This window comes from Lysinibacillus sp. COL-1 (genome assembly GCF_059814265.1).
This window is the reverse complement of record NZ_JCAWSJ010000002.1, coordinates 147,506-169,410: the sequence shown is the minus strand read 5'-3', so window position 1 is coordinate 169,410 and position 21,905 is coordinate 147,506. Positions and strand designations below refer to the sequence as shown.

Sequence of the window (21,905 nt, the reverse complement as noted above, 5' to 3'; positions counted from 1 at the left end):
GAAGTGATGGCAAATGTCTAATAATAATGATTGGGAAAAACGCTATTCCTTTCGATTAACAAATGATGATCAAGAGCTTTCAAATTTACTTGAAAATGTTCCGAAAAATAAGCGTAGTGAAGTTATTCGTAAGATGCTTCACTACGCCTATAATGGGATGACCCAGAAGAGAAAAGAGCAAGAACAAATTAAATTACTAAAAGAAGAAATTAGTCAGTTAAATGAAGTTGTATTGAACAGTCATAAAGAAATTATGAAGAAGCTAGAAGCTGGAATTGTTATGAAAGGATCTACACAGGAAGTTGAAGATGAAAAAATTTCTGAGGAAGCAATTGAAGATTCAGCTTTTGCAATGCTAAATATAGAAATTGATTAAAATATTGCAATGGAGTGGGAGGAAAAATCAGATGGTTAAATTCGCTTATGAAAGTTATGAAACAGATATTCCGAGCTGGGCGCAGCATCATCAAATGATAGGTGTTCATGTTAAGCGTGAATACAAAAATGGAGAAGTGGTTGAAACCGAAAACGAACTGTTAAAAGCTATTATGAATAAAAACAGTTCTATATTAAAGGGTAAACCTGTTACTTTATATAATCGAGAAACAGGTAAAAGAAGCGAGGCTACGGATTACTATTTACCGCTGAAAAATACAGATTTTAAACCAATCATTAAGTATTATGAAACTGGTGCTTCCAATACTCGCCAATCGATAGGTATTCGTTATAAGTTTTTGTTAGAAAGAAGCGTATTCATCCTGGATCATACCTTCACAGCTCAAGGCAACTATCCTTTGACCGATGTATTAAATGATATAGAATACATCATAGAAGAAAAAACATACAACAACAGTAAATTGGAGGAAGTTGGTATTGCTAAGATTGATGAATCTAATGAATATGAGATTGTCGTTGTCGATGAATATGGAGAATGTACATCTATTCAAATGGAGTTAACTGAGTTGTTGAACTATTTAATTGGGATTGAAATTTACAATTATCAAATAGAAATTTTGGATTAGTTTTATTTAAAAGTAGGAGTAAATAATTTTAAAGTTAATGTTTGCATTCCTATAAGAGCTGTGGTAATATACTAAATAGTTACACATAACGAGTATTTAGGTTACTCCAAAAAGAAATGTTTGTTTGATTGAAAGACAACTTTTACTAATTGTAAAGGTTGTCTTATTTTTAATTATTAAAAAGGATGTGGTATATATGTCTCTTATGAGTTTGGAACAAACCTATAAAGCTCTTGTTTTAAAAGGATTCTTTGAAGAAGAATTAAAGCAACTAGAAAATATAAAAGAGCGCATTATAGGTAAAGGTACAATTGAAAATGACAAACTACTACGAATGGCAATGAAATCCGTTTTGTATCTATCACTTATTATGCTTGCTTTGAATTTTTGGCCGCGTCCTTTTTGGACAACGCTCTTTTACTATCCGATTCATTTGTTTGTATCAGTAGCCATTGTTTTTCCAATTGTATTAGCAACTCACTTTTACAATGTTTTTTTGAAGAAGATTAATATTGCAAAAAATAAAAAGGGTAGTGAGCTACTGTTCTACCAGCAAAATAAAGCAGCAGTTGAAACGAATCGTAATACCATTTTAAATATGTTGAAAGTAAATTCTAAGATTCCTGTTAAGTATCAAGAAAAGGAAATACTAGAAATCTTAATTCAATATATGAAAAGTGGAAAGGCAATAAGTGAAGGTTACGCTATGCATTTGTTTGAAAAAGAACATCCTCATTACTTTAAAAAAGCATGCGAATCATGACATTGGTAAGGTGGTGATGCTTAGTGTAGAGAAGTAGGTCAAATGAGTATTCGCTTTGATTTAGTTTAGGTGAAGGAGGATTTGCTATGTTTAAGTTAATTTTCGGTTCTTTATTTATGATTCTTTTAATTGCTGTAATTGGAACTGTTATATTGGATCAGTTCCCGGCATTGGTGCCACTGTGGGAAGAATTTCAGATGCATATTGTTAATCTTTACAATATGTCTAATGTTAGATATGGAACAGGCATTACATTTTTAATTATTATTGGTTTGGTTGTTTTATTTGGTAGTTCTAAAAAGCTTTAATAGGATAGTGAATGTAAAATATGTTGGATTCACTTGATACTCAGGTGAAAGGAGATTGATTATGGCTAAAAAGCTAGGAAATAGAACTAAAAGTAATGGTAAGTTCAAAAAAATTCTGACTATTGTAAAAAAAGCTAATGAACAAGAAAAACGTAAAAGTGAAGCTAGGAAAACGGAAAAGAAAAGTAAACCAAGAGGGTATCGAGCTAAACGCTTCGGTGTAATCTCCTTTTGGTTTCTTTTTATTCTCATGATCTTGATATTCTTTATTAACACTGTATCCTCAAACGGGAAAAATGATATGAATCAAGTGTCCATAGAAATGAACAAGGCAACATCGGCAGAAGCCATAGAATTTTCGAAGGATTTTCTTTATAAGTACTTTACATGGACAAATATAGGGGCACACAATTCTGATGAAAAAGAAAGACGTAAAGAATTAATTAGCCGTTTCTTAGCAAAAGAATATGTGGATTATGCTACAAACGCTACATCAACAGTATGGAATTCTGAATTAAAATTTGAAAGTATACTACTTAAAGGTATTGAGGATCTTGATGATAATAAAGCAATGTTAACTTTCAAAATTAGCCCTGTGTTTATTAAGACGAAAGAGGCCATTGAAAATGAGAAAAAGACGGTAGAGGAGAATCAAATAATTAAACAAATAAAGAAAACTAAATTTGTGAACGTAAAACTTATCTATGATCAAAAAACAAATAAGTTTTTAGTTTTCGAGCTTCCTAACTTCACCTATGTTGAAGAAGAGGGGAGCGAAATAAAGATTGTACCAGAAACAAATAATTTAAAAACAGATGACAGCGAGAGTAAGGAAATCGAGCTGTTTTTAGAAACATTCTTTGATTCATACGCAAATGACTCTAAAGAGAAACTATCATATCTGTTTGAAAATCCTGATAACATTACTGGTTTAAATCAAACAATGGAATTTGTTAAATTTGATAGAATGGTCGTTTTTAAAGGCAAAACGGATAAAGAAAAGGTTGTAACAGTGGATGTCAAATTTAAGGAGCCTGATACAAATATTGAATTTATCTCGCCATATACCCTGATTATTAAGCATACTGAGCAAGGCTATTTAGTAAAACATCTTGGTGATAAAAAGTATATTGATGAATTGAAAAAAAAGAATAAGGAGGAAGAAGAAAAGGAGGTTCAATAAAAAAAGATGAGGGATTTTATTAACAATCCCCCCTCTTTTTTAATAAATCTTCAACAGCTTCGTCAAGCAGTTTACTTATAGGAACTTTTGTTTTTTTGTGTAACGATCTTAAACCTTGATCCAATTTGTTATCTATCGTGCTTGATATAGGTGTTCTATTTTTAAGCCCTCTATTACTGGAGGAGTTGTTACTCTCTTTATTGTCCATGAAATCATCCTTTCTTATATAGGCTCATTATATTTCATCAAGTAATTCCTTGCAACTACATGAAGGTATGATGTAGAATAAATTCAAACAAAAAAATGTTAATGATTAACATCTAGGTTATCGATTAACATAAGGAGGAATTGTCATGAAGATGAAAAATAAATTATTCTTAACTACTCTTGCCGCTGCAATTGCTATTCCTGTTCTAACTGCACCAATCCCTACTCAGTATGCAGAGGCGAAAGGGGCTGTTGTATTAGCGAATAATCCATTCAAGGATGTAAAAGTAACATATACTCATTACAATATCATCCATGAGATGAGAGATATAGGAATCATTAAGGGATATGATGACGGCACTTTCCGTCCAGGTGAAACACTTAGCCGCCAACATGCAGCAGCGTTAGTCAGTCGAGCGCTAAAAATTAATGATTTAACACTTGAGCAAACAACAGAGTTTAAGCAGCCGAAAGATTTAACTACAGCTAGTCCTTATTACGAAGACATTAAGTTGTTGGTAGAAGCAGGGCTATTAGAAATGGATAGTAAAGGTAATATCAATCCAAGGCAAGAGCTTACTCGTGGTGAAATGGCAAAGATTATTACAGTTGCTTTCAATCTTGATGTGAAGGCAGACTACGTGTTTGAGGATGTTAAAGGCTCAAAGTATGAGGATTACGTGAAGGCTTTATATTCTAATGGCGTAACAAAAGGTTACGAAGACTATACGTTCAAACTGGATGGTTCCTTAACTCGTATGCATTATGTACTGTTCGTATACCGTGCAATGAACCTGGACGTTAACTTTGTAGCTGAGCCTATTCCGACCCCAACACCTAAACCAGATCCAACGCCTACTCCGAAGCCAGACCCTAAACCAACAAGTAAAAGCCCGGTCAAGTACAGTGATTTGAGCCGACAAGACATTAAAACTAAAATTCCTCATCCAGCAGGATATATAGCAGGTGAACATGAGAAAAAAAATGCGGAGATTGTTAAAGAAATAATGGCTGAAAATGGTCATGGCTACACATCCAGTTTTACAATTGAAGCTAATTCATCATTCTATGATGATTCTTTTACATTCGAAGATAAGCTTCGTTTAAGTGCTGAAAATGCTGGAACAACCTATGAGGAATTTGTAAAGGTTATTAATCAAGTAATTGATACAGGTGAAGTTTATAATGGAGAAACGTATACGGTTTACTTTAATTACCAACAAGGTATGATTTATGTTTCCGGTGTTCGTAACCACGCAAAATAATTCTGAATAAGAGAATCTAAAGAGACTTTTCATTTTGAAAGGTCTTTTTTCTTTTCCTTGAAAGGGGTGATATTTATATAAAAGTTGAATTTTTGGTTTTAACATCATACAAGAGGAGTGAAGCTATTTGAAGAACTTAATGAAGCGAGTATCCCTAACAATACTTGGTGGAGCACTCCTGTTGACAGGTTTGGCCAGTAGTAATCCTGTAGAAGTAAAAGCTGCTGAACCGGTCAAAGATACAATTACGCTATCTATTAAGTTTCCTGACACGATTAAAGAGGATTTTGGGGTGTTTACAGGAATGGAACCAACAAATCCAAGTACAATTCATCAGATGGTGAAGAGTGAAGGAACGAGTCATCCTGAACGAACAGGATGGAGTGGAGTTGCCTATGTATGTAATAGAATTGATAAACCTTATGTTGCTGGGTATGACTATTGGGGAAACCCTATATGGGACACTTATACAGAATCGGGATGGGGAGTTGAAGGTAGTTATGCCACTGACGATAGTCATAGAACATATAGCCCATCCACAATTCAAAATGAAATCACTAAAAAATATGGTCAAGATTTGTATGATCTAGTGGTTGCCTCTGGCGCACAGTTTCAGTATGATCCTAATTCGGAAGTGCCAGCACGTTTTAAAGCAAATAATTATCAATTTGGTTACGGTGATACAGGGCGTTATATCATTTATGCCGCTGAAACGCTTTATTACGGTACTCACTGTCAAGCTAATGAAAAACAGTATTCCTATAAAAACTTTGAATTCTATGTAACAACAACATTTGATGTTTTTTGGAAGGAGCCAGAAGATAAGAAGGGGACGGCATTAGGCAGAGCCTATTGGGAATTAGAGAGAACAGATCAAAATGCGCCTAGCGAAGTTGCGGTATTTAATGAATTTGAAAGCGACTTCGATAAGCATGTCGCTGTACGAAATATTAAGCATAAGGTAAAACTGGGGAATCGCAATGTTGAGCAGCAGGGACCAATCCAATTTCATACTAATGCACAGCAAGTAAAAGGGCAGAATATGGAGTATTCTTATGAATATGAATACACTAACAAAGAAATCGGCTGGCAATGTTCCGGTAGCGGGGAAAATGCAAAATGTGTTTGGAACTCGAATCCTGATTGGAGAGCTGTTCAGAAGTTTGAGGTTAAAGGTTCTATTCCTGTCGATCACCAGCAAGGGGAAACCGAAAAATGGGATACTTTGGATAATGTGCTAGGTAAGAAATGGATCGTGGGTCGCGAAGATAAGTGGAGTCCTGAAAAAAGTTCGAAGGTTTTCCACGAAGAATGGAAGCGCTCAAGCTCTAACAATGTGCCAACATCATTTAATTTAAAGACGCAATCCACTTTACCTATTTTGCAAGGTGCGCTCGACTATAGTGTTGAGGTGCCTTCTGAAAAACATAAAGAATCGTCTTTTGAACCATTATTAAGGAAAAAAAGCTCAGGGTATTACTTCCCTACGGACGTAGATGATAGCTTGAAATCAGAATATGTGAATGCAACAAGCTATGGTTACAATTACGCATTTCCTTTACAACAACATGTGATGAATGATAAAGGCAGCAGTGGTGAGAAACGTTCATTTACGATGGATTACACAACTGATTTGTTCATGCTTTCACAGCACACTGGTCATCTTGTAGGTGTGCCATATGCAAATGCTGCGAAACAAAGCATGATGAGTAATACTTCAATTCCAGATGTAAGCTCGTATATTGAACAAGGAAAAAACAAAGTCAAGTCAAGCTTTGAAAGCTCTACGGGACAAAAATTTAATGATACGGTCTTGTATGCAAATGCTTCAAGCATAGCTAAGCTACAACGCTACTATCTTCCAGTAGATGCATCATCAACATTACATCCAAAACAAACATACAAGAATCATATCGTTTATGAAAATATGGGATTAAGTGATGCAATCTTTGAATTTGATCAAACATTTACATTTGATCATTACTTATTTGGTTCTGCCGCTAATGATACATGGATTGTTGAGCAAGTAGATTCACGTACTAGCATGAAAACATTAAGTTCTAGTGAAATTAATAAGGTTTATATTTCACGAGATCAAACAAAAGATTTGATAAATGCTAAAGCGACTCGTACAGATGTGCAAATGCATGGTTTCCGCTTTTCTGATCGTAATTATATGGACACAGTAAAAAACATAGTTCGCTATTAAAGCAAAGAGTGTTTAGTTAATCTAAACGCTCTTTTGTTTTGAAGTTTTTGACTTCTTTTGTGGACTTTTTATGGACTCCATTGTTTTCGAGAAATGTTAAGGTGATTTTGAATCCCTACTTTTACGACATACCTGAAGGTTTATTAAGATACAAAAGGTGGTGATGTGAAAGAAGTAAAGATAATTAAATGAATAAGTAAGAAAGGAGAAATACACATATGTCAATTCAAGGGGTTTTTGAATGGATATCCGGGGAAGCAAAATGGGCAATATTTATTGTATTGATTGTTTTATTATGTGTAACAGGATTTAAGCGTGCATGGATTGCGATGGTCTCAGTACTTGTTGGCGTAGCGTTTATTGCGATGTTTATTATTAAACCAGATTTAATTATCACGTTAGCAGAATGGCTTACAGGTTTATTGAAATTTGGTGGTTGATAATATTAATACTATTAATGAAAAGAGGTCTATGTTCTTATGTAGATCTCTTTCTTTTTATTCAATAAATAGGTTGGTGGTGACATTTTGAATAATAACAAAATACCTTTGTATGTACTAAATAACTTTCTTAAATTTGAAAGAAAAATTTATCAAGTTTTTGGATTGCAATTAGGTAGAGCTCTAAGTGTAAAGGCAATAATATATTTCTTTGTCCTTGGCATTATTGAAATAGTTGTTTACAACTTACCAATGATTGGTAGTTTAATAAATTGGCTTCCATTATCTATTCTTGTGATGATTCCGATAGGTTTTGCTTGGTTACTAGCAGATGTGGGTACGGAGGGAAGATCACCCGTTTACTTCTTCCGTTCTTTCTTTGCTTATCAAATAAGAAAGTATATACACAAAACAACAATGTACAGAGGAAGAATGATTCTAAAGCCAACAAGTTTTCAATTTCGCAATTATGTTACGGTGAGTTTTCCTGTTAATGAAAACGAAGCTCGACCGATGACTTATTCAGAATTGGTCAGAGATGATGATATTCATTCAGATGAGGCTAAAGTTAAAAATGATAAAAGTGACAATATTTACGAAAATGAATCACACTCTAAATTAGATGAAGAACAAGAAGCAGCTAGTGAAGAAATAATTAATTTATTAAAACAGGACAAAAAAGAGTCTAAGGATACTATTGATGAATTGGAAATACCAGAACATAACATCCAATCTAGTAAGCCTGTGATTATAGAAAAGAAAAATAATAATACTACTACCGCAGCTCTTTTTGATGAATCAAGTAGTCCTGATCAAATGAGTCAAAAATCGTATCAGTTTCCCTTATTGAACGTTATTAAAACAGAAAAACCTAACAAACAAAAGAATTCGTTAAGTGAAGCAACTTATAAAGAGAATGAGAAAAAAACATCGATATTTAAGTTTTTTGTTATGGTAATGCGGTATAAATCGAGAAATAAAAATACCAAATCAAAAAAAGTAAGATAAGAGAGAAAGGATTGACACATAATAATGAAAATTGACTTTCCTGTTAAACATATAGATGGAAATTTAATCTTCGGTCATGATGATACTGTTTGGGCTTGGTTTAAGGTTGGAGGCTTCAATTATGATTTTTTAGATGATAATGAAAAATTAAGCCCCTTCGGACAGCAAGTATCATTTCTTGCAAACGTTGGGTTAGATTTACACTATCTCTCTATGCCAAGTCCAACAGATATTTCTGGAATATTAGATGCTACTATTGAAGAAATTCAAAGAAAAAAATTCCCATTAAGAGATAATGGTGTAGCATTTATGGAAGAATTGAAAAAAGCATTAGAAAATGAAAAGGAACTAAATGAGTCGAACGAATACCATGATTATATTGGCATTCAGTTAGATAAGAGTAAAAATAAATACATTTCAGGAAACGTTGGTATTAATGCAATTAATTCAATCAAAACATTTATTGATGGTTTTAATTCACCTGTCTATCAAGCAATAGGGCTTTATCCGAACGATATTCTTGAAAGTGAAATTAAGGCGTTCAGAGGTCAAGCATCATCTATAGAAGCGACAGTTTCTAATGCCTTCTCAATAGTAAGTAACGTGAAAACTTATGAACTAGTCTATATTATAGATAAATTATATAGCACTAGAAATAACAATTCAGACGTGCAAGTAAGACACGATTTTACAGTTGGGCAAGTAGTTGAAGGAGTAGACGAAAGGAAAGTTAAACACAAAGCAATTCGTAGCAATAAAAAAGACTTTATGGATTTGCAAAATACAAACATTGATGAAATTAGCCCTAAAGAGCTTTTATTAAGCCGAATTACAGAAGATAACGAGATTGAAGATTTATATGTGCAACATTTAGTTATTGCTGATATGGGAGATGTAAAATTTCATCCTGGTAGTGAGTGGCTGTATAAAATAAAAATGCAAATGCCATTCCCTGTGACAGTTTCAGTGCGTGTGGATCATCAACCTAATGAAATGGTCAAAAAGAAATTGAGTAACGCTAAATTAGAAATTCAGGATCAACGTAAAGAGGCGTATAAAGGAGGGCAAAATGTTGATTTAAATGTAGATATATCAGAACAAGGCACAGTTCAAATGGAGAATTATTTTACTCAAACAGGCTACCCAGGATTCGCTTGTTCCTTTATTTTGAAAGTCACTGGCGAAAGTTCAGAGCAATTAAAAACTCGTGTGGATTTATTGCGTGATGAACTTTCTAAATATGGGATTAAAATTCTTTCTCCGTATGGCGAACAAGTTTCTTTATTCTTAGAAATGATTCCTGGATCTAAAAAAATACGTGAAGATTATAAAATTGAAGTAGCACCGGGAATATTGGGAGGGATGATGTTTGGAGCAACCACAAATATTGGGGACAATCGAGGTTTCTATATCGGGCATACAGTCCCCCTATCCAAACCAGTATTTATCCAGCCCGATTTAGCGGCTAAAGCATTTGATGGTCTAGGTAATATAGTTGACTCTATTTCTATTTTGGTGGCAGGAATGACCGGAAAAGGGAAGTCATTCTTAATGAACTTACTCATTTATCTTTCAACTCTTACTGGATCAAAAGGGCTCATCATTGATCCAAAGGGAGATAGGAAAAATTGGGATAAAGGGCTACCGTTAATTCCAAAAGAATATATAAACATTTGGACATTAGGTACGAATGCAAATGATGCGGGTTCACTTGATCCTTTCCGAACAAGCACAAGTATTGAGGAAGCAAAAGATGTTACAATGGATATTCTTTCGTATTTAGCCAAGATCAATATAGAAGATGATGGTTATAGTATTTTAAGTGAAGTTGTTGAAAATGCAGGAAAACATGAAGATCCATGTGTTGGTGTAGTAATAAGTAATTTAAAACATATCTATAATAATAGGCCAGAAAATATGTCGCAGAAGCGTTTCGAAGCACTAGAATCGCTGCTTAATACATTAGCAACGTTAAAGCGTAATCAGTTGTCCATGTTGTTGTTCGGTGAGGTAGGACAAAAATATAAAACACTTGAGCACGATATGCCTATTCAGGTATTAATGATTCAAAATCTAAATTTGCCGTCTGAAACAGAATTGAAAAATAAGCGTCCAATTCATATGATTTCAGAAGCGATAATGATTTCAATTACGGCATGGACTAAACAATACATGTTTAATAGTGATCGTAATAGTCATAAATTTATACTTCAAGATGAAGCCAGTGCAGTTAAACGTAGTGCCATTGGTTCGGATCTGATGGACTTTATTGTTCGTATGGGACGTTATTATAATACAACGCTAATAGAGGGTTCTCAAAATGCTTCGGATCACGATGATAACGTGGCCAATATGGGGATGAAGTTCAGTTTCGGTTTGCGAAAAACAGAAGAGGCAGAAGAAATGCTTGATTATTTGAACCTACCAAAAATTAAAAACAACGTAGAAAAACTACAAAACTTAAACCGTGGAGATTGCTTGTTCCAAGATATTTATGGTCGCTCTGCTGTCATTCGTATCAATCCAGTATTTATAGAATTAAAAAACGCTTTTGATTCATCTACTTCTACTTCCGAAGAACGTGAACGTGAAAAAGAAAAAACAAAACAGTAGTAAAGAGTTCTTCACAACTCGTAGTTAAAAATTGAAAATTATTAAATAATTTGTTACACTAATTGTATATTGGTAATTGTCAAGCTACACACTTTGTAGAAGTCGTTATATTCTTGTTTCGCAAGAAAGATTCGGCATGGGTATTTTCTTAGTTACTCCAATTAAGGGGATAATGAAGCAAATAATCTATGCCTATTTTATTTGTTTAAAAAGTGAAATGAAATACAATAGAGCCACAATAGAATAGATTAATAAGAGTGAAAGGATGTTAAAAATGAAAAAAAAGTCTAGAAAAACAGCTTTAATTTTTCTGCTGTTATTTGGTTTAATTATAGTAGGCATGATGTTCTTATTTAGCAATGGAGCTAATAGTAAAAATCAAAAAGAAGATGCTCTTGTTGCTGTAAAAAAAGAAGATCATAAAAATAATGAAATTCATTTGGAAGAAGAAAACGCAGAAGAGTTTGAAAGAATGAAGTATGATCAACAGTTCAAGGATGCTGATGAATTTATTTATGACTACATGATTGCCAAGATGGATGGTAATAACCCAAAAATTCTTGAAGCTATGTTAAAAGACACATCTTCATATCAAACATTTATTGATTCAACTGATGTAAACAAGATAGAAAATGAAGGGAAATTTGATAAAGACGTATATTATTATAGAATTACTCGATACGCATCTGAATTTAATAAAACAGGGCGTTTATACTATGACTACAGTATCTTGAGCTTGAATGCTCTAGGGAAAACGGATAATTATGTAGATACACTTGTACTTGTAAAGAACGAAGGGGAATGGAAAGTCGAAAAAATTATACGTTCTTTACCAATTGATTTAGAAACGAACGGAGCAGCAGTCTCAGATAAAAAAAATATTTTAAATCAGGAATTATACGAAAAATATCCCTTTAAGTAAAAACACACATATCTTACCTCATTTGGAAAGGGGGGAATGGTATGAACTGTCCCTTGTGATTGATACAGGGGATTTTTTTCATGCCTATAAATTTGAAGAAAACTTATATTTCAAAACCACTTTTTATAGTGGTTTTTTTGTATGCTTTATTTTTTTTATTAGGCAATAATATTCCCGTAGCGTATGCAGAACAAGATACTCCAATTGAGAAAAATACAAAACTTAGTGAAGCGTTTATGATAGGTCAATATGGGGAATTTAAACTTAATCCGAAGTACTATGAAATTGACAGTGTGAGTGATCAGGATGCAGCAAAATTAGAGGAAAATGGGATATTTGATGATATTAAAGATGCATTATTTGGATGGGCAGATGTCGGAGGTAAAATTACAGACAAATTTAATTATGCTTTGAATTCAATGGTTAATATCCTGTTTCAATTTAATATTTTTATGACAAGGGTTATGATAATTTGTTTAGAATTCGGTTACGACTTTAATGTAATTGATAAATTAATTGACGAACTAGGAAGCATTATGCCTAGTATTACAGGTATTAAATCAGGCGGTCTCGTTGGTGGAGGTATGTTTGGTAATCTAATGCAAATTGTTGTTCTTATTACAGCTTTATATACTTTATATATGTACGTAGTAAAAAGAGCACTTATTGCATCTATGGGAACAATATTTAAAACTGTTGGATTACTTTCAATTTCATTTTTATTATTTTCAAACTATGCTTCTTTCTTGAAAACAGCAAACAATTTATCGGAAGAGATTTCTTCTTATATTGTTGCTACTTCTTCAAGTAATGAATTATTAAATCAAGACGAAGGCAAATCAACATTAAGTAGTATGAAAGATACATTATGGTCTATGTTTGTTGACAGACCATATCTTTATTTACAATATGGAGAACATGATATTGATGCTATTGGAAAAGATAGAATTATAACTTTAATGAAGATGAAACCTGGTGAGGATCGTTACAATTATGTACTGGAAAATGAGGTTGCCGGACAAGATAATACACTTATGCTAAATAGTTCGGTTAGTGAAAAAGTAGCTTTTACACCGTTTTATTTAATCATCAACGCTTTTATTTCAATTCCGATCTTTTTATTGTCCATAATGTTAGTGATGCTACAGTTTTGGTTCATTATTATAGCAGCAATTGCACCGTTTGCATTATTAGTTGGTGTAATACCAGGATTTAATGGGGTTACAAAGCGATTTTTTGTTGAATTAACTGTACCATTAGCATTGAAGGTGTTCTTCTCCTTTTTTACACTCTTTGTTTTAATTCTTTCAGAAGTGTTATATAGATTAGAATTTAATCGTACAAATGATATTACGAGTTATGTAGGTATAGGTATCCTAGAATTTATTTTATTTATAACACTATTCTTGTTAAGAAAACGAATTAAAGATATTTTCGTTTCTGGTTCACAAATTATATCTGGATTAAGGGATGCAACAGGTACATTTACAGATCCAATTAAAAAGGCTGCTCAAACGACTACAACGCTTGCAGGAGCAGCAGTAGGAGGAATGGTAGCTGGTCCACAAGGTGCTATGATGGGAGCCTCTGTTGGTAGTACAGCAGGTCGAGTAGTTACAGGTGAAGCAGGAGCGACAGAAGTAGCAAGTACAGCAGTAAGAACAGCTCAGTTTGCTCAATTAAAAGCCAATGGTACCCCTGCTCCTGCTCTAAATCAATTGGAAGACGGCAAAAAACAAATGATTAATGACTTCTTACAAGATAAAGGCTTTGATGATCAAACTATTAATGACACAATCTCTCAATTTGAGAATAATGGAATTTCAGATGTAAATGAAGTGGAGTTAAACGAACAATTTGATAAGTTGGCAGAAAACGCAAAAGGTGAAGGGTTACAAAATGATTTTGCTACAGAATTTGTTAGAGGAGTTAAGGATAACAGATCTACTAATAAGATTCAAAGTCAGTTAAGGACATTAACAGGAGCTGCAGAAAAAACATTGCCAGAAGCTGATATGCTTGTAAAAAAATCTATGACAGCAGAGAGTACAGCGCAATTCTTCCTTAACAAAGGATTAGGCACAACTGTCTCTTCTGAAACGATGGGGAGTATCGTAAATACTTTAGAAAGTAAAGGGTTGAATGATGTATCTTTAAATGAAATGGAAACGCAATATGGCAAACTTGAACAACAATATCAGGATGGCAAACTAAATCAAGATTTTGAAAAGTCATTCACACAGGGCATTATTAACGATAGAAATAAAGCAGATATTCAAAACCAAAACAATCAGATATTTGGCGATTCTGCTAAAAACAATATTATGTCGTTTGGTCCAAAAAAATTGGATGAAGGTACAACAATTTCACCAGTAGGAACAGAACAAGCAACAGAGCCAATGAATACTGCATTAAGGAATAATCAAGATATTCCTGTTTATTCAATGGGAAGTGATTCTCCTATAAATAATTCTACGCAAGGTGAGATAGTTAATAATACTCCTATAAAAAACAACTCTTCAAATGTAGGGAGTTCTTTAGGTGACACACCAATTGAAAATAGCTCAATGGAAAGTAGTACAATGGGCAACCAACCAATGCAAAACGGCTCTATAAGTGGAGCGACAATTAATAGTGAATCAATGCAGCAAGGTAGTTCAATGAAGAGTGGACCAGTTCAAGGAAGTTCATTTACTAATCCTATTGATCGAGTACGTGATGTTAATAGAATGCGAACATATACTGATACACAAAGGTCTTGGGAAGAAACTAAAAAAAATGTCGAGTCCACTGAAACAAATATAGAAACAAATATAGAAAATGGAAATAACGAAAATTAATAAAAAGTGTAGCGTGCTGGTTAATCCATCACGCTTTTTAGTCATTTTTTTTAATTTTCAAGGAGATGATTTTAATATATGACCGAAACAAATAAACCGACAGAAGGTAAGGGGAAATTTTTTCTTTTAGGTTCAGCATTACTAGGGTTGGGCTGTATGCCTTTGGTTCTGTTCTTTTCAATTGTTGTTGGACTATTAGCGTTTGTAATCATTGCAGATGAGGATAATGGAAGTAGTAGTAATTTTGGCGCTTTTTGTAGTTTAGAAGGTAGTGTTGACATGGACTCTTTTAACAACATTCTATCTAGTGCGGGTGTTTTCGCAGGGAAGGAATCAGCTTTTTTATCAGTGGCAAGTGAATTTGGCATAGACCCTGTGTTAATGGCTGCTATTGCCTTACACGAAACAGGATTTGGGACATCAAGTGCAGTTGTAAATAAAAACAATCCTGGAGGGTTGATGAATCCGGCTACAGGAAGCTCACAATTATATGTTTTTACAACTTTAGAGGAAGGCTTACATGCTATGGGGCAAACACTGCATAACAGAATTATAAAAGATGGACTGAATACCATAGAGAAACTAGGGCGTGTCTATGCTCCTGTTGGCGCCGCAAACGATCCCAATAACCTTAACAGCCATTGGGTTCCTAATATAACTAAAATTGCAAATGACTTAGGTGGCTTGATTATGAACTGTGAAGAAAATATAGAGATGCTAGGAAATGATGCTTACCAAATTATTTTAAATGAGATGTTGAAATATGAAGGTTGGTCTTATTCTTGGGGCGGGTATAATCCTTCAATGGGTTTTGATTGTTCAGGATTAATGCAATGGGCCTATAGAAAAGCAGGTATTAATTTACCTAGAACATCTTATGAGCAGTACAAGGCTAGTACATCAATATCAAAAAACGATCTGCAACCAGGAGATTTAATTTTCTTTAAAACAGCAGACTATGCACCAGTGACGCATGTAGGTATATACGTAGGGAATGGTAGAATGTTTAACTCGAATAATTCCGGAGTGATGTATAACAATGTGTTTGATACTTACTGGGGCTCAAGAATTGTAGGCTATGGCCGTGTAGGGAACTTTATAAAACAATAAAAGGAGCTGCTGATTTATGAATAAAACTTTTAAAGTTATTTTGATTTTAGCATTTGTATTGTTAGGAACCTTCTTAATTTCATTGAAATTCTTTAATACTGATGGAACAAAAGTGATTTCGGTAAACAATGAGATTAAAGAAAAAGAAAAAAAAACTCAAACAATACAGGGTAAAGGGACAATGGATGAAACGGAAGTAGAAATGTTGGATGGAGAACAGGATAACGAAAATGAACCAAAGAAAAAAGTCTCCTTTGGACCAACAGAGCCTGATTTCGAGAATGATATTATAAAGAAGTTTGGTATAGAAGAAGTAAGGCAAGCGAAAAAATCCGCTAGTGCTGCCCTTAGCTATTGGATACTGGATAAGGATGTACAAACGGAATGGGAGCAGGTCGCTACTCTTGATTTCTACGAAAATGAGGTGAAAACAAAATCAATTTTTGAAGACGTCCTAACACGAAAAATTGACAGCTTAGAAATATTTCCAACTCAACCGGCTAATGAAGATGAGATGCGCTTCTCTATTTTTGCTGAATGGAAGGTGTTGAGTGGGAATGAAGTAGTTAATAATCAAAGAAAACTCTATTATGTTAGCATGGTTGAATCAAATGACAGCTGGCTCGTAAGTGAGATTGAAAGTTTTTAAGCTGTTGAAATTGAAATACTTAATGTTTTAATCATTTACTACCTTTCAATAGCATTAATGAGCTGTTGTGACGTAAAAAGATGGGTAAAACATTGTTCTATCAACGTTTGTATTCTTAGCGTCTGACGTAAAACTAATAGTGCGTCGGACGTTATTTTCTTGATAAAACAATGATATAGCAACATTGTGAAGGCTTTTTATTTAATAACGTCATAATAGTGAGAAGTACTCAAAGAAACACAGCTTTGCACGTCTGACGTAATAAATTTACATCCTTTGTTTATCAGTGTTTTAAAAGGAAATAACGTCATAACTAATAGGAAAGGAAGGTTTGATGCAACTTTTAATGGAGAGCACATTAAAAAACTTAGAGTTGTTAAGGGTTAGTCTCATGTTAGATCAAAGCGAATTAGATATACAGTCTTACACCAAGATGAATTGGAACAGAAGCCAGTTTTACCAGCCCCTTATGATCAGCGGCTATCCAGTTTTTCAATTCAGGTATGATGGCGCAATGCCATTGTATGATGAAAAGGATAAGAAGTATGTGGCGCTTGTCCGAAATTACTATTATCAAGCGACGTTAAATATGTATGAGTTTCCGAAAATCGAAATTCATTTCGGGAGAGCGGTATTAATTATTCAGCATATTTTTCCTAATGGAATTATTAGAGATCTGGATAATCGCAACAGGAAATATCTAATAGATGCAATACGGCACACCGGATTAATTGATGATGATAATTTCATGCATTTATCCATCTTAGAAGAAGGCTTTATTAAGAGAGAGAGTTCGCCTTATCTAAACGTTTTTTTACTAGAAGAGAAAAACTTGCAAGACTTCCTGTCTCATAAAAATGAACTAGCTTTATTAGAAAAGGATAGTTTCAAAAATGTTATTCAGTGGGACGAAGTGAAGCAACAGATGGAAGAGGATGAAGCTAAACAGAAAGCAAGTGACCAAAAATTGAAAGAAGAAATGTCGGAGCTATTCTAGTATGTGTGTCAATTAATTTGTACACAAAAAAAGCATTAAATTGAACATATTTTTTTGAAGTCAACTAGTCTGTTCTTATGTACAAATTAAACCATTTTTATAACCCTTAAAATGTACATGAATTTTAGAAGTGAATTGTACACAAAAAAACGGCAAAACATCTGGTTTTACTTAGTTTTCCGTAAACAATTCAAAAATGGCTAAAAGCCTGAAAAGAAAATAGTTTTGTTAGTCATGTTCGATTTTATGAGAATGTGGCGTAACGAAACAGCCCTGTCGCGCACATGGCTTATCTCAAAAAAACTTGGAGGGGGGAGAGCGCTGCATGGAACATAATCGCTATACTAAAAAAGATGGTATTAAAAAAATACAACCGCTTGATCACGATATTTTGCATGGCTTGTACGAGTACCGTGTAATGAGTACGGATCAGATCGAACGACGATATAAAATGACCGCTTCGTACACATATCGCAAATTACGCTTGTTAAGAGTGAGCGGTTATATTAGTAGTCATCCAATCATGCGCTACCGCTTCGGTCAAAGAAGTCAAGGGAAGTATCATCGTTTAACAAAAGAAGGTCTTACTGTATTACGAAACAAAGGAGTGTATGTGGATAAAAAAATTCATCAGTTGGATGTGGCGGAAAACTTAGTACCGTTTTTATTGGCAACAAACGACTTAATGATTGACTTAGAACCATATGGATGGATCTTAACGGATAGCCGTGAAATTAAGTTACGTTACCAATTGAATCGTAGTGATAATATACAGGGAACGCTACAGAACATTTGTACGGGCGGTAAGGAATATGGAATCTACACCTACCTGTATAGCGTCAGTGACAAGAACGTTGAAAAGATGATTAGAGAAATCAAAAACTATTCTTCGAGCACCTTGGAAAACAAACCAGCACTAATGGAATATCTTATTTTCAAAAAAGGCGAAAACGGATTTAACGATATAATTAAAACTTTTACAGAAGAAAGAAATCGCGACATTCTGGCGAAAGTACGAAGTTTAAAAATTTTGCCTTATACATTTGGCAAATATTACTTGCGACTATTTGAAAATGAGGACGAAATACTGCGCTATGCGTGCTCGATTCCAGAAAACGCATTGTCATTCAAAAGACGTTTAGAATTTCAAGAAGTCCGTGCTAAATATGCTGGATTAACTTGTGTTGTTGTTCACAAAGGAGAGGAAAAATACTTTGTTAACTTGGTGGATAACGATTTGAAAAAAATATTTGATATTCAGCAATATAAAAAAGAAGATTTCCAACAGGACGGAAGGAAGGTGTTGGCATATGTGAACAGCTCAATGAAACACATACATGAGGAATCACTAAAAAATTATCGTCACGTAGAGTATTTAGAAGCGGGAACGGAGATGATTGATTATTTGTTACGTGTTCAACCAATAGGAAATGGTTAAGAAGGACGTTCTAGTTTACCATTCAAAACTCGTTTTGAAATTCGAGGTTATAACGAGTCAAAAGACGTTTTGAATATTGACATTTTGTTTGAAATGGAAAGGTGTGTATGTATTGAAGGAAATTATTTTAATTGAAGATTTAAAGCGAGTAACGAGTATTTTGGGTTGTAATGAAATGGAGTATTTAAATAAGGAAATTGCAGAAAATCTTAATAAAGAATCTCAAATTAACTTGTTCGCTGTGCTGCAACAAGTTTTGAAAGACGAGATATCATTCCTACTTGAAATAGAAATCAGACGACAAAATAGTAAGGGAACAGAAGTAAAGAACGACGTCTTGATTAATTAACTGCTTCTTGTGGGTTATGTAGTAAGGTCAGAAGGAGTTGGTTGTATGTTGCAATTAATTGTAGCAATAATCAGTTTTGGTTTGAGTGGTTATGGTTTGATGTTGTTATGGGAAGGTGATTTCATACCTAAGCCCGTATGGTTCATTGTGCTAGGTGTCCTTACGATAATTATTCATGTAGTTATTCGTTATATGACACAAGAAAATAAAAGAAAGACAAATAGATTGGTGTCGGTTACAGTTTCGATTTATGCAGTGCTAACGGCGTCCAGTTTTTTTTATTACAATTGGACATTTGATAAATTCATTAGCGCCGGGTTCATGATGAAGATTATTTTGTTTTTACTTTTATTTGTATCGCTATATTTGAATTATGTAGTGATGAGAGCAGAAACATCCTATAAAAAGAAGCGTGGAAATCAACGTATCAAAGAACAGCCTAATGAAACAATCATTCAAAAGTGGAAAAAGCGGAAGGACAATAAGAATGCAAATCAAATCTATATTACGTTAGGAGAATCAACTGAAAGTGAGGATTAGTAGTTACCAGGATAATGAGTATAGAAAACTAAGTTTTTACAACAAAAAGGCAAGGAACAGTTTAGTATTTATAAACACTGTTCTTTTTTTATTTATTTTTTTAGTTGTCGCTCTATTTATTGGATTTAATATGCATGGTAAACGATGGCAAGAGCCAATAAGTGGTGAGGATATTTATATAAATGAAACCTATGAAATAGAAAGGTGATTGGTAATGCAAGAGAAACAAGGATTATATGCGGGATTCTGGATTAGATTTTTTGCAATAATGATTGATGGGCTTACTATCGGTATACCTTTTTGGATTATTCAAAGTGTAGTTACATTCACCTTTATCCTACCGAAAACAAATAACTTTGTAACAATGCTCGAAAATGGTGGGATCTCTACAATTGAGGAATTTAATTCGAGGTTATTTAATATGCAAGTAACTTTTGTCCTGTTGAGCATAATTCTCATGGTAATTGTGACTACTATGTATTTTGTTTTATTGGAAAGTTCGAAGAAACAGGCGACAATAGGAAAGCTTATCTTAGGAATTAAAGTGGTTAATGAAAATCAGGGACGCATATCACTTAAACAAGCAGTTGGAAGAACGTTTGCTCGTGTGTTATCAGGGCTGCCGTTATGGGCTGGCTATCTTATGGTCGTTTTCCATTCCGAAAAGAAATCACTACATGATTTGTTGGCGAAAACGCATGTTGTGAAGAGCAAATGAAGCAGTATCAGTTATTCAAAAATCGTTTTGAAACAGAATAATATAGTTAAAAGGATGTATTGAACATGAAAACAACTCTAAAAGCGCAAACAGACAATGGAACGTTAATACAGGCTTTTTCTTTTATAGAAAAAGACGGATATGAAATTAAAATCGGTTTTGTTGTGTCGAACTACAGAAAGTATCGAGATAAAGTGCTTGTGAAGCAGCAAACAGCTTTACAAGAATCGGGTAGAAATTGCTTTTCTCCTTATACTCAATCTTTATTTGATTCCTGTTTTAAAAAATGGTGATGTACCGATGCTCAATTAGGTGAGTTCACTTGAAGGGAGGTAAGTGCGCCATGACACAAGATAAAGAAACCAGGGATAACAAGTCTCCGCTTCTATTACCAATTACTCTATTACTCACGTTATTAGCTGGATTCAGTTGTTGTATTTTGCTTACAGATGATTGGGTAAATTTGATTCCTAGAGTCAGGCCGATCATTTGGATGTACGGTATCAGTTGGATTCTGTAAGTAAAAATTCAAAAATTATAATTAGGAAAGGATTAGGTAGTTATGTTTAGTTGGTTTAAAAAAATTATGCAGCAAGGTACAAAAGAAACAAATGCAGAACAAGGTGAAGATCAAATTGTTTGTCTGAAATTAGATGAAGCAGATATTGCCAGTGACTTTTTCGTTATGCAGAAGGAAGATGAAACGAAGTATGCATTCATTAATGTATTGAAGAAGCTTGCAAGTGAGGAATCAACCGATTGCGAAACTGCTTCTTTACACTTAGGGGAGCAATTACAAGAAATTAATGCAATGTTCATAAAGATGTCCTATGAGTTATTACGTGAACTATCCACTGATGATTTTTCTTATAAAGCACGTTTCTTTTTTAAACGATTGGAGCGGGAAGCCAATGAAACGGATGCACAAACTTTGTATAACTTCGTTGTATATCAAATAACAAATGACCTATATGAATTGCCTGAATTGATGGTAAAAACTGCTGCGGGGAAAAAACGATTTAATCGTGAAATTATTACACTTGCAGGTTGTTATTCCAGCTTAGTCAACATGTGCGATTTTATTGGCTTGAAAGAACGGAGGGAAGTAATCTTAGAGAGTTTAATTAAGATTGTTCCCGAATTAGAGGTTTTATCTAAGGTGGTTGTGAATGGTGAAGCGGAGATAAAACGTATTTCAAATAATAATAATGGTTCAATGATTGGGGGAGAGAGAACAAATAAAATGGGTGAAAGAATTGGTAGTGGAAATGTTAAAACGTCAATGTCAGGCTCCTTCAATGAGTGACATAAAGGCGTTTTATTT

General features: G+C 33.9%; 22 protein-coding genes. 21 read left to right on the top strand and 1 reads right to left on the bottom strand.

Annotated features, from left to right (window positions below; all coding sequences use genetic code 11):
* Nucleotides 1-13 precede the first annotated feature (13 nt).
* The 5 genes from AC6BKE_RS01295 to AC6BKE_RS01275 all read left to right on the top strand — a co-directional run bounded on the left by AC6BKE_RS01295 (nt 14) and on the right by AC6BKE_RS01275 (nt 3,276).
* Nucleotides 14-376, top strand: coding sequence for a hypothetical protein (locus AC6BKE_RS01295; protein WP_499855646.1), 363 nt, complete (start codon nt 14-16; stop codon nt 374-376).
* 31 nt (nt 377-407) lie between these two features.
* Complete coding sequence (locus tag AC6BKE_RS01290) at nt 408-1,022, top strand: hypothetical protein (protein WP_499855645.1); 615 nt, start codon at nt 408-410, stop codon at nt 1,020-1,022.
* A 196-nt stretch (nt 1,023-1,218) separates the two neighbouring features.
* A complete protein-coding gene (locus tag AC6BKE_RS01285; protein WP_499855644.1) occupies nt 1,219-1,785 on the top strand; it encodes a hypothetical protein in 567 nt (188 codons plus the stop codon).
* An 86-nt stretch (nt 1,786-1,871) separates the two neighbouring features.
* Nucleotides 1,872-2,093 (top strand): hypothetical protein, encoded by a 222-nt coding sequence (locus AC6BKE_RS01280; RefSeq protein WP_499855642.1) that lies wholly within the window; start codon nt 1,872-1,874, stop codon nt 2,091-2,093.
* Nucleotides 2,094-2,154: 61 nt separating this feature from the next.
* On the top strand, nt 2,155-3,276 hold the full coding sequence (locus AC6BKE_RS01275) for a conjugal transfer protein (protein WP_499855641.1): 1,122 nt from the start codon (nt 2,155-2,157) through the stop codon (nt 3,274-3,276).
* Nucleotides 3,277-3,295: 19 nt separating this feature from the next.
* Here AC6BKE_RS01275 and AC6BKE_RS01270 read toward each other — a convergent pair whose 3' ends face one another.
* Nucleotides 3,296-3,484, bottom strand: coding sequence for a ribbon-helix-helix domain-containing protein (locus tag AC6BKE_RS01270; RefSeq protein ID WP_499855639.1), 189 nt, complete (start codon nt 3,482-3,484; stop codon nt 3,296-3,298).
* Between the two features lie 145 nt (nt 3,485-3,629).
* On the opposite strand from AC6BKE_RS01270, the gene AC6BKE_RS01265 reads away from it, so the two are divergent.
* The 16 genes from AC6BKE_RS01265 to AC6BKE_RS01190 all read left to right on the top strand — a co-directional run bounded on the left by AC6BKE_RS01265 (nt 3,630) and on the right by AC6BKE_RS01190 (nt 21,887).
* On the top strand, nt 3,630-4,748 hold the full coding sequence (locus AC6BKE_RS01265; protein ID WP_499855638.1) for an S-layer homology domain-containing protein: 1,119 nt from the start codon (nt 3,630-3,632) through the stop codon (nt 4,746-4,748).
* Between the two features lie 127 nt (nt 4,749-4,875).
* Nucleotides 4,876-6,957, top strand: a complete 2,082-nt coding sequence (locus tag AC6BKE_RS01260) for a hypothetical protein (protein ID WP_499855637.1) — start codon at nt 4,876-4,878, stop codon at nt 6,955-6,957.
* 218 nt (nt 6,958-7,175) lie between these two features.
* Nucleotides 7,176-7,397: a hypothetical protein gene (locus AC6BKE_RS01255; protein WP_499855636.1), complete on the top strand. Its 222-nt coding sequence runs from the start codon at nt 7,176-7,178 to the stop codon at nt 7,395-7,397.
* An 87-nt stretch (nt 7,398-7,484) separates the two neighbouring features.
* Nucleotides 7,485-8,405, top strand: a complete 921-nt coding sequence (locus AC6BKE_RS01250; protein ID WP_499855633.1) for a TcpE family conjugal transfer membrane protein — start codon at nt 7,485-7,487, stop codon at nt 8,403-8,405.
* A gap of 24 nt (nt 8,406-8,429) precedes the next feature.
* The gene (locus AC6BKE_RS01245) at nt 8,430-11,018 is read left to right on the top strand and encodes an ATP-binding protein (RefSeq protein WP_499855631.1); all 2,589 of its coding nucleotides are present in this window, start codon (nt 8,430-8,432) and stop codon (nt 11,016-11,018) included.
* A 274-nt stretch (nt 11,019-11,292) separates the two neighbouring features.
* Entirely contained in the window at nt 11,293-11,940 is a 648-nt protein-coding gene (locus AC6BKE_RS01240; protein WP_499855630.1) for a hypothetical protein, read from the top strand.
* Nucleotides 11,941-12,020: 80 nt separating this feature from the next.
* Nucleotides 12,021-14,780 carry a glycine zipper family protein gene (locus AC6BKE_RS01235; protein WP_499855629.1) on the top strand — a complete coding sequence of 920 codons (2,760 nt, stop codon included), beginning with the start codon at nt 12,021-12,023 and terminating at the stop codon, nt 14,778-14,780.
* A 78-nt stretch (nt 14,781-14,858) separates the two neighbouring features.
* On the top strand, nt 14,859-15,890 hold the full coding sequence (locus AC6BKE_RS01230) for a C40 family peptidase (protein ID WP_499855628.1): 1,032 nt from the start codon (nt 14,859-14,861) through the stop codon (nt 15,888-15,890).
* A gap of 16 nt (nt 15,891-15,906) precedes the next feature.
* Complete coding sequence (locus AC6BKE_RS01225; protein ID WP_499855627.1) at nt 15,907-16,539, top strand: hypothetical protein; 633 nt, start codon at nt 15,907-15,909, stop codon at nt 16,537-16,539.
* 391 nt (nt 16,540-16,930) lie between these two features.
* Nucleotides 16,931-17,536 carry a hypothetical protein gene (locus AC6BKE_RS01220; RefSeq protein ID WP_499855625.1) on the top strand — a complete coding sequence of 202 codons (606 nt, stop codon included), beginning with the start codon at nt 16,931-16,933 and terminating at the stop codon, nt 17,534-17,536.
* A 325-nt stretch (nt 17,537-17,861) separates the two neighbouring features.
* Nucleotides 17,862-18,974, top strand: coding sequence for a replication-relaxation family protein (locus AC6BKE_RS01215; RefSeq protein WP_499855623.1), 1,113 nt, complete (start codon nt 17,862-17,864; stop codon nt 18,972-18,974).
* 112 nt (nt 18,975-19,086) lie between these two features.
* The gene (locus tag AC6BKE_RS01210) at nt 19,087-19,323 is read left to right on the top strand and encodes a hypothetical protein (RefSeq protein ID WP_499855622.1); all 237 of its coding nucleotides are present in this window, start codon (nt 19,087-19,089) and stop codon (nt 19,321-19,323) included.
* A 45-nt stretch (nt 19,324-19,368) separates the two neighbouring features.
* A complete protein-coding gene (locus AC6BKE_RS01205) occupies nt 19,369-19,863 on the top strand; it encodes a hypothetical protein (RefSeq protein WP_499855621.1) in 495 nt (164 codons plus the stop codon).
* A 214-nt stretch (nt 19,864-20,077) separates the two neighbouring features.
* Entirely contained in the window at nt 20,078-20,581 is a 504-nt protein-coding gene (locus AC6BKE_RS01200) for an RDD family protein (RefSeq protein WP_499855620.1), read from the top strand.
* A gap of 65 nt (nt 20,582-20,646) precedes the next feature.
* Nucleotides 20,647-20,874 carry a hypothetical protein gene (locus AC6BKE_RS01195; protein WP_499855618.1) on the top strand — a complete coding sequence of 76 codons (228 nt, stop codon included), beginning with the start codon at nt 20,647-20,649 and terminating at the stop codon, nt 20,872-20,874.
* Between the two features lie 269 nt (nt 20,875-21,143).
* On the top strand, nt 21,144-21,887 hold the full coding sequence (locus AC6BKE_RS01190; RefSeq protein ID WP_499855617.1) for a hypothetical protein: 744 nt from the start codon (nt 21,144-21,146) through the stop codon (nt 21,885-21,887).
* The last annotated feature ends 18 nt before the right edge of the window (nt 21,888-21,905 follow it).